This window comes from Pseudomonas sp. AB39(2026) (genome assembly GCF_059831485.1).
The window spans coordinates 795,225-809,774 of record NZ_CP195212.1; the positions used below are offsets into that span (position 1 = coordinate 795,225).

A 14,550-nucleotide genomic window follows, 5' to 3' on the forward strand; every position below is an offset into this window, starting at 1 on the left:
AACGCTAGATCAGCGGTCAGGCAAGCCTATGAAAAGCGGCATGCGCGGCATCAGGCAACCTGCCCATGCTGCGAGCTGATGCGGCTAACTGGCCTCGCAATTCAGCAATCAAATCGCTGATAGCTCGGCTGCTTGCCATCCGCGCTATCGGAATGTCCGTGGCGACTACATACAGTTTGCCAGCGTGGGGATCTTCTATACGCACACTGAATGACTCGTCCAGGCCTTGTTCACAGGTACAGGCCAGAGGAAGAAAAGCGCGCTCAATGATGCTTCTGATTTCAAGAGGACTAAGGCCCATGGTGTGCATGATATAACTCCTAGGGCGTCGCCTGCATAGCGAGCGCCAGGAAACGGTACGACAGGAACATTCCCAAGTGTGCTCTAACGGTATAGACGTCTCTTCAGGCATGGGCAAATAGCCTTTATCCACAGTATCGCCAACGGCGGCCGAGGCTTTTGAGCGCAGGGGCCTGAGGCGTTTGAAGAAGCCTTTCAGCGCGATGATCATCCATACAACAGGCACGCCACCGTTCGTCCGCGATGTGTTTATGGTGATAACGGGTCGGTTCCCCAGCGTGTAAAAAACCTCACAACCCTTTGACTCCAGCAAGCTTTCCCACCCGTGAAATCGGACCAGTGGCCTCCCGCGTAGAGCGGCATCAGGAACTCTTTGCGGAGCCGGCGGCCAGTAATAAAACTTTCTGCTGAGCGAACCCATGATGTCAGCGCCCTATGAGCTGCAACGTTTCATTGATGCCCAAGGCTCTACCTACGCCAGTGCCTTGGCGGAGTTGCAGGCAGGCCATAAACGTGGTCACTGGATGTGGTTTATATTCCCTCAGCTGCGTGGCCTGGGCAGAAGCGATACCTCGCACTTCTACGGCATCACCGGTGCAGCTGAAGCCAAGGCCTATCTCGACCACCCCATATTAGGTACTCGGTTGAGGGCATCATGCCACGCGCTCTTGCCTCACAAGGCAAAGAGTGCCACCTCCATTTTTGGCGAAACTGACGCGCTTAAGCTTCACTCAAGCCTGACGCTGTTTGCTCACGCCTCCAGTAGCGAAGCCATTTTCTGCACATTGCTTGACGCCTACTTCAATAGCGCACCAGACCCTAAAACGCTGGAAGGGCTGATGGCCTGACGGCTGCCAGCGTCACCCACGCTTCCTATCGTCACCCTCGACGGAGCCGTCGGACACCTATGAATACCGTTGCCAATGCCCTAGCCCCTACCTGCTCGCTGTCAGCCGCTGATCTGCAGGCCCGCTACCAGCAGGTGCGCCTGCACAGCGAACGCCTGGCGGTCCCCCTCAGCGCTGAAGACATGGGCGCGCAGTCCATGCCCGATGCGAGCCCTACCAAATGGCACCTGGGCCATACAGCCTGGTTCTTCGAAACCTTTTTACTCGTGCCAGGCTTGCCCGGCTATGTCTGCTTCGATCCTGTATTCAGCTACCTTTTCAACTCCTATTACGAAGCAGTGGGCCCTCGCCAGCCTCGCCCGCTGCGCGGCATGTTGACCCGGCCGGCGGTGGAGCAGGTGTTGGCGTATCGCAAGCACGTGGACCTTCATATGGACCGCCTGCTCCGAGGGCCGTTGTCTGAAGAGCAGCGCGCTTTGGCGGTGCTAGGGCTTCAACATGAGCAACAGCACCAGGAACTGATCCTGATGGACATCTTGCACCTGTTCAGCCTGTCGCCTCTTGCGCCTGCCTACGACAGTCAATGGCCACGGGAGGCGGTAGGTCGGCCTGGGCGTTTCCGTGCGCATGCCGGCGGGCTGGTTACCATCGGTCATGAGGGAGAGGGGTTCGCCTTCGACAACGAAGGGCCCCGTAACAAGCAGTGGCTCGAACCCTTCGAAATCAGCGACCGGCTGGTGACCAATGGGCAATGGCTGGCGTTTATGACCGATGGCGGCTATCAACGGGCGTCGCTCTGGCTATCCGAAGGCTGGGCCACTGTCCGTGCCCAAAGCTGGGACGCTCCTTTCTACTGGCGCCGCCAGGCAGACCAGCGTGCCGACATCGCCGCCGGCTGGCAGGTGATGGGCTTGCGTGGGCTACAGCCTCTGGACCCCAACGCACCCGTGTGCAACCTGAGCTATTTCGAAGCTTGCGCATTCGCGGAATGGGCAGGCGCGCGACTGCCCAGCGAGGCTGAATGGGAGGTAGCGGCCCAAGCAGGCTTGCTAGAGCAAGTCGATACGGTGGCCTGGCAATGGACCCGCTCTCCTTACACCGCTTACCCAGGGTTCCGGGCCGCCAACGGCGCGGTGGGTGAATACAATGGGAAGTTCATGGTGAACCAGCAGGTACTGCGCGGCGGTGCCAGCATTACCCCTACCGGGCATACCCGGCTGACGTACCGCAATTTCTTCCCGGCCAGCGCACGCTGGGCGTTTAGTAGCCTGCGCTTGGCCAGGGATGTGGACAGCACCCCTGGCAGCAAAGGCCGCGACACCCCTACCGAGCCAGCTAGCTCCATACCTGCTGCTGACGCGAATACCACGTTCACTGCAGATGTGCTGGCAGGGCTACGCGCGCATCCTCGCGCGCTTTCGCCGAAATATTTTTATGACGAGGCCGGCTCGCGGCTCTTCGAAGCTATCTGTCAGACAGCGGAGTACTACCCTACCCGTGCGGAAATGGCGCTGTTGAGACAGTGTGCAGGTGAGTTGGCCGCCCTGATGCCCGAAGGAACTGCCTTGGTGGAGTTCGGCAGTGGTGCCAGCGATAAGGTGAGGCTGTTGCTGGATGCAGCGCCTCATATTCAGGCTTACGTTCCTATCGATATCTGCGCGGACGCGTTGCAACGGGCTGGCCAGGCTTTGGGCAATGCCTATCCACAGGTGCAGATCATTCCACTGGTCGACGATTTCACCCAAGCCATGCACCTGCCTTCAGCAGTAGCCCGCGCACCAAAGGTTGGCTTTTTCCCCGGCTCGACCCTGGGCAATTTCACTGCTGACGACGCTGTGACCTTCCTGCGTAACGCACGGCGCCTGCTGGGGGGCGGTGCTCGCTTTATTGTAGGTGTGGACTTGGTCAAAGACCCGGCGGTACTGCGGGCAGCCTATGATGACGCTGCCCAAGCCACCGCAGGTTTTAACAAGAACCTGCTCACGCGGATGAACCGGGAACTGGGCGGTACCTTTGACCTGGACCGTTTCACCCATGAGGCACGTTGGAATGCCGATGCCAAACGTATTGAAATGCACTTGGTTAGTACCGTGCAACAACAGGTAACCGTCGCAGGCGAGACCTTTACCTTCCTGCCGGGGGAGTCTATTCATACCGAGAATTGCCACAAGTTCACGCCGGCTTCCATGATCGGCCTTGCAGCACAGGCCGGGTGGAAAGTGAGTCACCAATGGATCAGCACGTCGCCGGAGGTGGCGCTGTTCTGCCTCGCATAAGGCACTGGGGCTGGCCAACCAGGAGCGCCGGTCCCGTTTTATGTCAGCCGTCCGACAATCCAACTGAATTATTTGCCTAGCTGGCTTTCTGTTGGTCTTAGCGAAGGAGAAAATGACCATGAATGCCAAGCTCTTTGTGATTGATTACACCCAGCACGGGACCGCCAAATCTTTCATCATCCGCGCCAACGCCATGGACAACGCTGAGGCCTGGCATTGGGCCAGCTGTGATGCGGGCGTAGGCCGCATCGGCCGTTTTGGCCGTGAGAAAGTGCGCAAAACCAGTAAGCCGATGGCTGAGAAGTTCGGTATTGCTCAAGTGGCTTGGCGTCAGGCTTGAGAGCAGTAACCCGATTGCGCAAGCCGTTAGGAACCTAGCGGCTGCTCAAGCTAAATACGGGTGGTAGTCCGGCACCTTACCCGTTTCCAAAGCGATCAGTAACTGCTGGGGTTGCAGTACCCAAGCCCGCCGGTCAAACGCCTGCTGTAATTCGCGCCAGCGCGCCTTAGGGCCGCAACAGCAGAACTCCAGACAAGGCACTAGACAAGGCAATACGTGCATCCCTTTCTCAGCGGCCAGAAGCTCGAGGTGATAACGCTCCGTATTGCTAAACCCCTGGAAATAAATACGCGGGCTCGTGCCTCCATGGCACCGGCCAAGCGGGTCTGGCGCTGGGGGCGCCTCGTGGTGCTTGAGCCCCTCCTCCCCTGATACGAACGATACGATCCTGGCTTTGCTGAAACTGGCGAACACCCCTGTGATTTCCCTCCCTTGCACGGCCATGGCATTTTCCTGCCAGTACAGCAGGGTGTGCTGGCTGACCTCGTTCCGGTAGCTGCGGTAGGTGAAGGTAATAGGCGGCGCCTGACGGCGATTCTGATAGCGCATGTCCATGCTTTAGGGCTTTGAATAGGGGCCAGTTTTCAAGGTATAGAAAAGGCACCTTATTTCGCAAAGCCCAAGGAGCTTAAATGTATGTAGGAAACTTTACCGCGCTCGGTGAATCCAGCCAGTTCGCTTCTTTGTACCAGGCTGTGTGTGAAACGTGTTGACGCAAAGGTTAGGCCGTGCCGCGTAGCCAAGGCGAAAACAGCCCATGCCTACGTGGTCCCTCCTCGGCGGTCCCATTTGATTTGTAGCGTTCATGCGACAGCGACTGGCCCAGCAGCCGTTGGCCGTGAACAGATTCTTCGGCGGTTGGGGTGGGTAGGCAGACGGTACGGAAAGCACCTGAGGACGGGAACTCATCATCATCATGGTGAATGAGGGCGGTGATGGCGAACCCGCCTGGCCCTTCCCTCATTGAAATGCTTACGGAAGAAGCGTCGGGCAACAGGTAGTTCAGAGCCGCCGTCTCGCAGCAACTACAAAGGTCGCCATCACCCAAAGGATCGGCATCGAAAAAATAACCGGTATCGGCGACGAAGGATTTTTGCACCGCGCGCAGGAGGCGGGTCTGCTTTGCCTTGGCTTTTGCCCGGCTAGCCCGTTTACGTTTTTTAGTTTCTGACGCCACGGGTAGGGCTGTGTGGATGGGGGATCAACTCCTATTCGGGTTATCGTGACCGATTTCAAAATCCACAATTCAGTTTAAAATTGCCAGCCGCAGGCTGCCAGGCTTATTGGAGAACCCCTGGAACTTTTAATCCAAATGGCCCACTCATTTGGTTTTCCAGAGTATTTTGAATTATGCCCGCTCCTATTTCCAACCTGACGCATTCGCTGCACCCTCAGTTTGAAAACTCTACCAAACCAGTGGAATACGAAGATATTTCTGTTGCTCCGCATCTTGCGACTGGGACCAGGCTACGATTATCTGGTAACTGGTTAAATCAGCAAAAGGCACGTCTGAATGCAAATCAGCAACAACTTTTGAATGTCGCACTCGCTGCGTTGACTGGGCAGAACGCGGTTAACGACATACGCCAGGACCACTTAGGTGGCCAGTTCAATCTGGCCCGCCCCAGTTATACCGCAACAAATGTTTATTTTCAGCGAGATGAACAGGCACCGGATATTCTGGGTTTCATCAATGTGAAGGATCGCCAAGGCAATTCACTACTGAAGATAGGCCGTGAACGCTCGATCGCTTCGGCTCGCGCAGCCCATGCAACACTACAAGGTCGTGCTGATGAATCCAGCATCCTTGCCAACTCTCGTCATGACCCCAAGGCTGCCTGGCAGAGGGATATGTACATAGTGCAGTTTTTCACCGCTGGTGGTGAAAAAGCCAAGGTGGTAGGTGATTATGTGAAAGGGGATAAAATGCGCTTTGAAGTGAAGAACAGTAATAAAGATGGCTACGCTATTCTCAAGCGCTCTCAACTCGATAGCGGCGAGCCTGTATGGATGCTGCCTGAACATGTGTCTATTGCCGGTGGAGCAGAAGCGAGTTCCAGCCTTGGAGAAAGTCACCGTACCCAAAGTAGAGATGCGGTACTGAATGCGCTTGCCTTAATCCAATCCCAGGGGGCTTTGAGACTTAACGCAGTATTGCCGTCGTCGGCCAGGCATGCCATCGAGGTTGTGAATGCCGTGATAGAAATAATCAGGGAGAAAATTTATTTAAAACCGGGTAATTTGCAGTCTAGCAATAAATATAATCCAGGTTTGGCAGGGGATACAGATAGAGTTGATCAGGCAGCAGATGCGCTGGAGATTTCTAACAAAAACCCCGACCCGCTTGCTGCCGCATTAGAGGGGCGGGCCCATAACTGCGGAGCACTCGCGCATATCGCCCAAAAAATTCTCGCAGTGTTGGGCTTTCAGGCGGAGATATATGAGGAGTTTACCTCTGTCAATCATGCGGTAGTCATCTGCAAGGCAGGTCAGTTCTCCTCGAATTCTATGCCGCTTGATATGAAAGAATGGCCTGCTGATGTGTATGTTTGCGATGCGTATTTGTCAATCGGGTGCCCAGCGCCTGATTTTGCCCGTGAAGCTATAACCAAAATGAATACATGGGCCGCTGCTGGAGAAAAACTCTACGTGGAGTGCGACGATGAGTCTCACTCAGGCTGGATGGCAGCGAATGATTCACGCTGGATTAACGGCCTCTTGGCTCCCCGGGAAGATTGGAGCTCTTATGGTGATTGAAGGGTGAATGAGGGCCAGGCCCGGCAGTGACAGGTGTTGCTCAGGTATTTGACGTGGGGACAACGAGCGCTACCGCAGTGGTACTGCTTCATCCTTAGGATGAAGGTACCGCAGGCCGGCGTTTTGCTGACCGATTCCACTTCGATCTCGCGCAGACCGCCAGTCCCCAGCATCCAGCATGTCCGCCCAGCAGCCGTTGGCTGTGAACAGATCCTTCGAGGGTCGAGGTCGATGGGCGCCTGGTACGGCAGCCATGCCAGTACGGTAGCTCTTTCTCGCCTTGGCTTTTGCCCGGCTCGCGCGCTTGCGTATTTTTGTCTCTGACGCTATGGGTAAGCCTTTAAAGATGAGGTATCGACGCCGATGCGCCGATGCGGGCTATCGTAACCGATTTCCACATCCCACCATTTGCACCCGCAGGCTGCCTAGTTTGTTGTACGTTGCAGCCAGGTGAAGTCCCGGCCAGAATAAAGCCCTTCATCTTTCTGCTGTAGGCGTTGGCACTACCGGCACAAGCCGTTGCTGCTTTACGTCGCCTACACACCCTCATGCCACTGGGGCCAGCATGTTCGAAGTTACTGAAGTTTCCATTGCCCAACTGCGCGCTGCGCTCCACGCTGGGCACACCACGGCTGTCGAGTTGGTGCACGCCTACCAGGCGCGCATAGCAACCTACGATGCCCTGGGCACACCTACCGCCTTGAATGCGGTCGTGGTGCACAACCCTGAGGCGCTGGCTGAAGCACAAGCGTCAGATGCCCGCCGGGCCTCGGGAGCAACCCTTGGCCCGCTGGACGGCATTCCCTACACCGCCAAGGACAGTTACCTGGTCAAGGGGCTGACAGCGGCGTCAGGCAGCCCTGCCTTTGCTCATCTGATCGCCTACCGTGATGCGTTCACTATCGAGCGGTTGCGGGCAGCAGGGGCCATTTGCCTGGGCAAGACCAACATGCCCCCCATGGCCAACGGCGGCATGCAGCGTGGGGTCTATGGGCGCGCTGAAAGCCCCTACAACGGGCAGTACCTCACCGCACCGTTCGTCTCCGGGTCCTCCAATGGCGCGGGTACCGCCACCGCTGCCAGCTTTGCAGCCTTCGGGCTGGCCGAGGAAACCTGGTCCAGCGGTCGAGGGCCGGCGTCCAACAATGGCTTGTGTGCCTACACGCCTTCCCGAGGTGTGATTTCGGTCAGGGGCAACTGGCCCTTGACGCCTACCATGGACGTGGTTGTGCCCTTCGCCCGCACCATGGCTGACCTGCTCGATGTACTGGATGTAATCGTGGCCGAAGACCCTGACACCCGCGGCGACCTATGGCGCCTGCAACCCTGGGTGCCGATTCCAGCCGTACAAGATGTACGCCCCCCCTCCTACCCGGCCCTGGCCACCGGGCCCAAAGCGCTTGAGGGTAAGCGGCTGGGCGTGCCGCGCCTGTACATCAATGCGGACCCGGCAGCGGGGACCAGCGCCAACCCAGGTATCGGTGGGCCAACCGGCCAACGCATTCAGACCCGTGCATCAGTGATGGCGCTATGGGAACAGGCACGCCAAGCGCTTGAAGCCGCTGGGGCACAGGTCGTTGAGGTCGACTTTCCGCTGGTGTCCAACTGCGAAGGTGACCGGCCGGGTGCGCCGACGGTGTACAACCGCGGCCTGGTGTCCAAGGACTTTCTGCACCATGAACTCTGGGACCTGACCGCTTGGGCCTTCGACGATTTTCTGCAGGCCAATGGCGACCCGGCACTCAACCGCCTCAAGGACGTTGACGGCCCGCTGATTTTCCCCCACGACCCTGGCACCCTGCCCAACCGCGAAGGCGAGCTGGCAGCCGGCATGGATGAGTATGTGCGCATGGCCGAGCGTGGGATCACCGCCTGGGACCAGATCCCGACTGTACCGGATGGCTTGCGCGGCCTGGAAGCCACACGCCGCATAGACCTGGAGGACTGGATGACACAGCAGGGCCTGGATGCCGTGATCTTCCCCACCGTCGCAGATGTGGCCCCGGCCGATGCGGACGTCAACCCTGCGTCGGCAGACATCGCCTGGAGCAACGGGGTATGGGTGGCCAATGGAAACCTTGCCATTCGCCACCTGGGCGTACCCACGGTCACTGTGCCCATGGGCGTGATGGCGGACATCCATATGCCGGTCGGGCTCACGTTCGCCGGGCGTGCCTATGATGATTCGGGCTTGCTGACGCTTGCGGCAGCATTCGAGGCCACCGGCCAGCGCCGCCAGGTGCCTGGCCGTACACCGCCACTGGCCTCTTGAATCCGGTATCTTTATGACAGCCATGGAAAGCCTCGTCGCCTTTACACTCGCCGCTTCGCTGCTTACGGTCACACCTGGCCTGGACACCGCCTTGATACTGCGCACCGCCGCTGTCGAAGGGCCCCGCCAGGCGCTGCGCGCGGCACTGGGAATCAATGTGGGTTGCCTCCTCTGGGGGGCAGCGGTGGCGTTTGGCTTAGGTGCTGTGCTGCAAGTATCTGAATGGGCCTACAACCTGGTCAGGTACTGCGGGGCGGCCTACTTGTGCTGGCTGGGGATCACACTGCTTCTGCGGCCTCGCACCACGTTGGGTTCGCTTCCGGCAGCCGGCCAGCCACGCACTAATTGGTTTATACGGGGGGTGGTTGGCAACCTGCTCAACCCCAAGGTCGGCATCTTTTATGTTTCGTTTTTGCCACAGTTCATTCCCCAAGGGGCGGCCTTGGTGAGCTGGACCTTTGGGCTAGTGGCGATCCACGTTGCGTTGGGCGTGGTGTGGTCCGGGATACTGATAGCCCTTACAGGGCAGCTGGGTACGCTGCTGCAGCGCTCGGCTATCATTCGCTGGATGGACCGAGCCATGGGCGGGTTATTCCTGTGCTTTGCCGCAAAGCTCGCCCTAAGCAGACGTTGATTGGCAGGTGCTGGGGCGTGAAAGCATTCGTCTGAGCTAATACCCAAACGGTATTTCCGTGTGGGTAGCTAGATCATTTAGTTTTCAGGGCAGTGCCGCTTCGTTACCCCCCTCCCTGCCCTGATCTGGATGCCGATCATGCCTGCCTTGTCACGTTCCCGTATGTTGTCTCATATCGCACACGCCGTTGCAGGGCTGGCCCTTGCCATGGGCCTTGGCGCTGCTGCACAGGCAGACACAACGCCGCCTGAAGTCCGGCTCGACTACGCCTATTATTCACCCGTGAGCCTGGTACTCAAGCATTTGGGGCTGGTAGAAAAAGCCTTTCCGGCAGCCAAGGTGAGCTGGGTGTTCAGCCAAGGCAGCAACCGCTCATTGGAATACTTGAATACTGGCGGTGTGGATTTCGCGTCCTCCGCCAGCCTGGCGGCCGTGCTGGCCCGGGCCAACGGTAGCCCCGTAACGTCCGTGTATGTCTACAGCCGTGCCGAGTGGACTGCACTGGTAGTACCCAAGGATTCGCCGCTGGCTACTTTGGCAGACCTCAAAGGCAAGAAAATCGCCGCCACCAAGGGGACCGACCCTTACCTGTTTACCCTCCGTGCCCTGCAAACCGTGGGCTTGAACAAGAACGATATGGAGCTGGTGCACCTTCAACACCCCGATGGCCGTACCGCGCTTGAAAAGGGCGACGTTGACGCCTGGGCTGGGCTGGACCCGCACATGGCGGCCAGCGAGATCCAGGCAGGCTCACGCCTGCTGTACCGTAACAAGGCCTTCAACAGCTTCGGTGTCGTGAGCGTTACCGATGACTACGCTAAAGCCCATGCTGATACAGTACGTACGGTCCTCAACGCCTATGAACAGGCGCGACAGTGGGCGGTGGCACACCCTGAACAATTTACGCAATTGCTGGCCGAGGAGTCCAAACTGCCCTTGGAGGTAGCCAAGCTCCAATTGTCCCGTACCGACCTGAGCCAACCCTGGCTCACGGCCGCGGACATTGCTGCGTCCAAAGCCGCTGCGCCTGTGCTGGTGTCTGAAGCGTTGGTGCGCAAGGGCGTGGACGTGAACCAGGTGATCGATGGGCTCATCGACACGGGCTTTACACCCTCAGCAGCGCCAGCCAAGCCATGAGTAATGTGGGCACTGACCGGCACGTAGCCGCGCCCAACGTGCAAGCCCTCCGGCGCAGCTGGCGTAGCCGGGCGAAAGGTTGGGCAGTGCCTGCCGCGATTCTTTTGTTGCTGGAGACCGTGGCGCGAGCGGGCGTGCTTCCGGCTTACCAAATGCCGCCCCCTAGCGAAGTGGCCCTGACCTTGGCGGACCTGGCAGCTGGCCCTCTCTGGTCGCACATCGGCAGCAGCGTGGCGCGAGTGGCTGCAGGCTTCACCTTGGGTGCCAGCCTTGCGCTGGTGCTCAGTGCCTGGGTAGGCCTGAGCCGAGAAGCTGAGGCCTATCTTGAGCCCATGCTGTCCGCCCTACGGGCCATCCCCAGCCTGGCCTGGGTCCCTCTGTTACTGCTGTGGCTTGGCATCGGCGAAACGTCCAAGGTGGTGCTGATTGCCATCGGTGCCTTTTTCCCGGTGTACCTCAACGGGGTGGCGGCCCTGCGCAACATTGATCGCAAACTGATAGAGGTCGGGCAACAATATGGTTTCAGCCGTGGGCGATTGCTTCGCCGTATTCTGCTGCCGGCTGCGCTGCCTGGCCTGGTCACGGGGCTGCGTGGCGGCCTGAGCCTGGCCTGGATGTTTCTGGTAGCCGCAGAGTTGATTGCCGCCAGCAAAGGCCTTGGTTACCTGCTCAGTGATGGCCGGGAAACGTCGCGCCCTGACATTGTGCTGGCCGCCATTATCGTACTGGCACTGCTGGGGAAACTCAGCGATGGCCTGCTGGCGAAAGCCGAACGCCACTGGTTGAGCTGGCGCGACACCTTCACTGGGGAGGGCTCTGAGCCATGAGCACATCGTCTACGTTGCTGGATCTGAAACTGGTCGGCAAAGGGTTTGCAAGCGGTCCTGTGTTGGGGCGCCTGCACCTGCAACTGACCGAGGGGGAAATCGTGAGCCTGCTGGGCCAGAGCGGCTGTGGTAAAAGCACGTTGCTGAGGATTGCCGCCGGGCTGGACACCGACTATGAGGGCACCCTGCAACGGGCGCCAGGCCCTTTGGGCTTTGTGTTCCAGGAACCTCGCCTCATGCCATGGCTGAGCGTGGAAGCCAACATAGGGTTTGCCGACGACAAGGCCTACGACCGCATACGCGTGCGGCAATTGATCGCCGAAGTGGGGCTGGCGGGCTTCGAGCAGGCGCTGCCCAAGGCCTTGTCGGGCGGCATGGCCCAGCGTGTCGCCATTGCCCGAAGCCTGTATGGCCAGCCCCGTGTATTGCTGCTGGACGAGCCTTTCAGCGCAGTAGACCCCTTCACCCGGTTCAAACTACAGGACCTGCTACGGCAATTGGCCCGTCGCCACGGGATCACTGTGCTGCTGGTCACCCATGACATTGATGAAGCGCTTTACCTGAGCGACCGCGTGCTGATCATTGGCAACCGCCCCGGTACCCTTCGCCATACTCTGGCAATAGGCTTGCCGCACCCTCGAGAGCGTGGAAGCGAAACGCTGGCATCACTCAAAGCCCAGGCATTGGCTGAGCTGGAGATAGGCCAGGCCCATGCGCGCTCGCCTGTGGTCACGGCGCACCCTGCTGCAAGTAGCGCCTGATGATCTCGAACAGCGGGCTGCCCAGTCGAGGGACGGTGTCTGGCGCCCCGGCCTCCACAGCCTTCCAGTACGCCCAAGGCACCGGCGCCGTGCCCAACTCGTAGTCCATGCCATCCCAGCTGTCTTCCCGGAACGCATAGAACGCCCAGTGGAGGCCTGCCCGCTCTACCGAGCCCAGCACATCTTCAAGGTAGGCGCCACAGCCTGGCCATCGCCGTAGGCAGCCCAGTTCCCCCACTACCCTGCGGTTGGCCGGGATGCCCAAGGTATCGGCCCACCTGGTGAACGTGGCCACATACGTCGCTACCCGTTCTGCGTCCCATTGCTGGATCTCCCCTCCAAAGGGGGCCGGGCCGGGATAAGCCACCAGTGGCCGTTTGAACATGGCCGGGTCGCTGGTGGCTTGCCAGGGTTCGTACAGGTGAACGCTGTACAGCACCCGTGAATCCGGGGCAGGGGAAGGCCAATAGGCGAAGGCGTCGGCTGCCGCATACCAGCCAGCGTCCAGCATCACTGGGGTGTCAGGGTCCACGCTACGAATGGCGGCCAGCAGTTTGTTGTAGAACGCTGGCAGGTCCCGAGCGCTGCCCCGGTTGGCGGCATACCAGGCCTGAGCCACGGCTGGCGGGGCGTGCTCGGTCAGTTCGCTGTTGCGCTCGGGGGCCGGCTCATTGATCAGGTTGTAGGCCGCCACGGCGGGATGGTCCCGCAAGGCCAGGGCCAGTTCCCGCCAGAAGTCCGCTGGCTCACGCCAGGTGCGGAAGTCTGTCCACAGGCGGTCATCAAACCGGCCTTCGTTGTTCTGCGACCAACGCATCAGCGGTAGCGACAGCGGAACGACTACGACTTTCAGGCCTGCCTGGTGGGCACGGTCCAGGGTACCCACCAGGGTGTCCAGGTCGTCGGCCACAAGGCCGTCATAACCGTCCGCATCGCCCATGAGAAAATCGCGTTCTTCGCTGGGCCATTTGTCATAGGCCAGGCGTACCCAAGTTGCCCCGGTGGCTGCCAGTGCATCGAAATACGCCTGGCTTGGGGGCAGCCGATTGAAGCTGTTGGCGCCCCGCTGCGGTGTTGACCAGAAGGCCATCAGGTCTGCCGCCCACGTACTGGGCGTCACCAGCCCGCACAGCATGAGCACTAGAATACGTAGTGTGTACATCACAACCGCCTCCCGTTCTGTGGGCGCTCACCCTAGCCGGGCGCTAAGCCAGGGGATGCAGGGAGTATCTGAAAGCGCTGTAGGAAAGGTGGAATCTTTCCAACGCCTCGCCAGACCTGCTGGCAGCGACCAGTGGCAGCTTGACGAAAAGGCTGGAATGGGGTTTCCTGAAACCGGTTTCAGCTGTCAGATAATCATAAGGAAGACAGGCCCGTGAACAGTCCCTTCCTGGCGCCCCGCGCCACCATGGACGATGTTGCTCGCCACGCCGGGGTCTCAAAGGCCAGCGTGTCCCGCTTCATAGGTGAGGACCGCCACCTGCTGTCTGCAGGTATCGCCCAACGCATTGAAGCCGCCATCACTTCGCTGGGCTACCGCCCCAACCAGATGGCCCGAGGACTCAAGCGCGGGCGCACCCGCCTGATCGGGCTGCTTATGGCGGACATCCGCAACCCCTACTCCATCGCCGTGATGCATGGAATAGAAACCGCCTGCCGGCAGCATGGCTATAGCCTGGTAGTGTGCAATACCGACCGCGATCCGGAACAGGAAGACCGCCAGTTGCAGGCATTGCTGGCGTATAACATCGAAGGGCTGATCGTGAACACGCTAGGCCGGCACCCCGAGCAACTGCGCGCACTGCATGGCAAGGTCCCTGTTGTGCTGCTGGACCGCAAGGTCGAGGCTTTGGGGATGGACCTTGTGGGCCTGGACAACGCTGCTGCGGTAAGCCTGGCCCTAGAGCACCTTATTGCCCGCGGCTACCGAGACCTGGCCCTAATCACAGAGCCGCCGGAGGGCGCCAGTTCCCGAGGCGAGCGGTGTGCCGCCTTCGAGGCCTGTATCGGCCGGGTGCCCGGCATTCGCGGCCAGGTCATTGGCACCGGCGCTGGTCTGCCCGCTGCACTGGCAACCTTTCTGTCCGAGGAAAAACACGGCCCAAGGGCCTTGTTCTGCGCCAATGGTGTAGCTGCCCTCGCCGCGACTCACGCACTGCGAACTTCGGGCTGCCAGCTGTTCACAGACGTGGGCCTGATTGCCTTGGACGATCTGGATTGGTACCCCCTGGTGGGCAGCGGCATCACGGCCCTGGCCCAACCGACAGACGCCATAGGTCGGACGGCGTTCGACTGCCTGCTTCAGCGCTTGCGGGGCGACCTTAGCCCCAGCCGCCAGATTGATTTGCCGGGCGAACTGGTGGTGCGCGGCTCAACGCCGTCTCGCCAACTCGCCTAA

The 14,550-nt window shown here is 59.7% G+C and carries 14 protein-coding genes and 1 pseudogene; 10 read left to right on the forward strand and 5 right to left on the reverse strand.

Annotation, left to right across the window (positions count from 1 at the left end; translation table 11 throughout):
• Window positions 1-16: 16 nt before the first annotated feature.
• Window positions 17-310 carry a DUF1652 domain-containing protein gene (locus ACSAMW_RS03470; RefSeq protein WP_500592683.1) on the reverse strand — a complete coding sequence of 98 codons (294 nt, stop codon included), beginning with the start codon at window positions 308-310 and terminating at the stop codon, window positions 17-19.
• A 412-nt stretch (window positions 311-722) separates the two neighbouring features.
• Here ACSAMW_RS03470 and ACSAMW_RS03475 point away from each other — a divergent pair, with 412 nt between their 5' ends.
• From ACSAMW_RS03475 to ACSAMW_RS03485, 3 genes are all read left to right on the forward strand, one after another.
• A complete protein-coding gene (locus ACSAMW_RS03475; RefSeq protein ID WP_500593960.1) occupies window positions 723-1,148 on the forward strand; it encodes a DUF1810 domain-containing protein in 426 nt (141 codons plus the stop codon).
• A 59-nt stretch (window positions 1,149-1,207) separates the two neighbouring features.
• The gene (gene egtB / locus ACSAMW_RS03480; RefSeq protein ID WP_500592684.1) at window positions 1,208-3,424 is read left to right on the forward strand and encodes an ergothioneine biosynthesis protein EgtB; all 2,217 of its coding nucleotides are present in this window, start codon (window positions 1,208-1,210) and stop codon (window positions 3,422-3,424) included.
• A gap of 118 nt (window positions 3,425-3,542) precedes the next feature.
• The gene (locus ACSAMW_RS03485; protein WP_500592685.1) at window positions 3,543-3,764 is read left to right on the forward strand and encodes a DUF6555 family protein; all 222 of its coding nucleotides are present in this window, start codon (window positions 3,543-3,545) and stop codon (window positions 3,762-3,764) included.
• 45 nt (window positions 3,765-3,809) lie between these two features.
• Here the strand turns inward: ACSAMW_RS03485 and ACSAMW_RS03490 are convergent, their stop codons facing one another.
• Window positions 3,810-4,319, reverse strand: coding sequence for a hypothetical protein (locus ACSAMW_RS03490; protein ID WP_500592686.1), 510 nt, complete (start codon window positions 4,317-4,319; stop codon window positions 3,810-3,812).
• A gap of 166 nt (window positions 4,320-4,485) precedes the next feature.
• Complete coding sequence (locus ACSAMW_RS03495; protein ID WP_500592687.1) at window positions 4,486-4,941, reverse strand: hypothetical protein; 456 nt, start codon at window positions 4,939-4,941, stop codon at window positions 4,486-4,488.
• Between the two features lie 173 nt (window positions 4,942-5,114).
• On the opposite strand from ACSAMW_RS03495, the gene ACSAMW_RS03500 reads away from it, so the two are divergent.
• Window positions 5,115-6,521: a hypothetical protein gene (locus ACSAMW_RS03500; protein ID WP_500592688.1), complete on the forward strand. Its 1,407-nt coding sequence runs from the start codon at window positions 5,115-5,117 to the stop codon at window positions 6,519-6,521.
• Between the two features lie 8 nt (window positions 6,522-6,529).
• Here the strand turns inward: ACSAMW_RS03500 and ACSAMW_RS03505 are convergent.
• Window positions 6,530-6,776: pseudogene (locus ACSAMW_RS03505) on the reverse strand (IS91 family transposase); the annotation flags it as partial.
• 310 nt (window positions 6,777-7,086) lie between these two features.
• On the opposite strand from ACSAMW_RS03505, the gene ACSAMW_RS03510 reads away from it, so the two are divergent.
• The 5 genes from ACSAMW_RS03510 to ACSAMW_RS03530 all read left to right on the forward strand — a co-directional run bounded on the left by ACSAMW_RS03510 (window position 7,087) and on the right by ACSAMW_RS03530 (window position 12,152).
• Complete coding sequence (locus tag ACSAMW_RS03510; RefSeq protein WP_500592689.1) at window positions 7,087-8,793, forward strand: amidase; 1,707 nt, start codon at window positions 7,087-7,089, stop codon at window positions 8,791-8,793.
• Between the two features lie 13 nt (window positions 8,794-8,806).
• Window positions 8,807-9,427 carry a LysE family translocator gene (locus ACSAMW_RS03515; protein WP_500592690.1) on the forward strand — a complete coding sequence of 207 codons (621 nt, stop codon included), beginning with the start codon at window positions 8,807-8,809 and terminating at the stop codon, window positions 9,425-9,427.
• A 207-nt stretch (window positions 9,428-9,634) separates the two neighbouring features.
• Window positions 9,635-10,564, forward strand: coding sequence for an aliphatic sulfonate ABC transporter substrate-binding protein (locus tag ACSAMW_RS03520; protein WP_500593961.1), 930 nt, complete (start codon window positions 9,635-9,637; stop codon window positions 10,562-10,564).
• Complete coding sequence (locus tag ACSAMW_RS03525; RefSeq protein WP_500592691.1) at window positions 10,561-11,391, forward strand: ABC transporter permease; 831 nt, start codon at window positions 10,561-10,563, stop codon at window positions 11,389-11,391. Before ACSAMW_RS03520 ends, ACSAMW_RS03525 begins: the two co-directional genes overlap by 4 nt.
• On the forward strand, window positions 11,388-12,152 hold the full coding sequence (locus tag ACSAMW_RS03530) for an ABC transporter ATP-binding protein (protein ID WP_500592692.1): 765 nt from the start codon (window positions 11,388-11,390) through the stop codon (window positions 12,150-12,152). Before ACSAMW_RS03525 ends, ACSAMW_RS03530 begins: the two co-directional genes overlap by 4 nt.
• Here the strand turns inward: ACSAMW_RS03530 and ACSAMW_RS03535 are convergent.
• Complete coding sequence (locus tag ACSAMW_RS03535; protein WP_500593962.1) at window positions 12,121-13,242, reverse strand: glycoside hydrolase family 5 protein; 1,122 nt, start codon at window positions 13,240-13,242, stop codon at window positions 12,121-12,123. The two genes, ACSAMW_RS03530 and ACSAMW_RS03535, sit on opposite strands and share 32 nt — an antisense overlap.
• A gap of 318 nt (window positions 13,243-13,560) precedes the next feature.
• Here ACSAMW_RS03535 and ACSAMW_RS03540 point away from each other — a divergent pair, with 318 nt between their 5' ends.
• Window positions 13,561-14,550 (forward strand): LacI family DNA-binding transcriptional regulator, encoded by a 990-nt coding sequence (locus ACSAMW_RS03540; RefSeq protein WP_500593963.1) that lies wholly within the window; start codon window positions 13,561-13,563, stop codon window positions 14,548-14,550.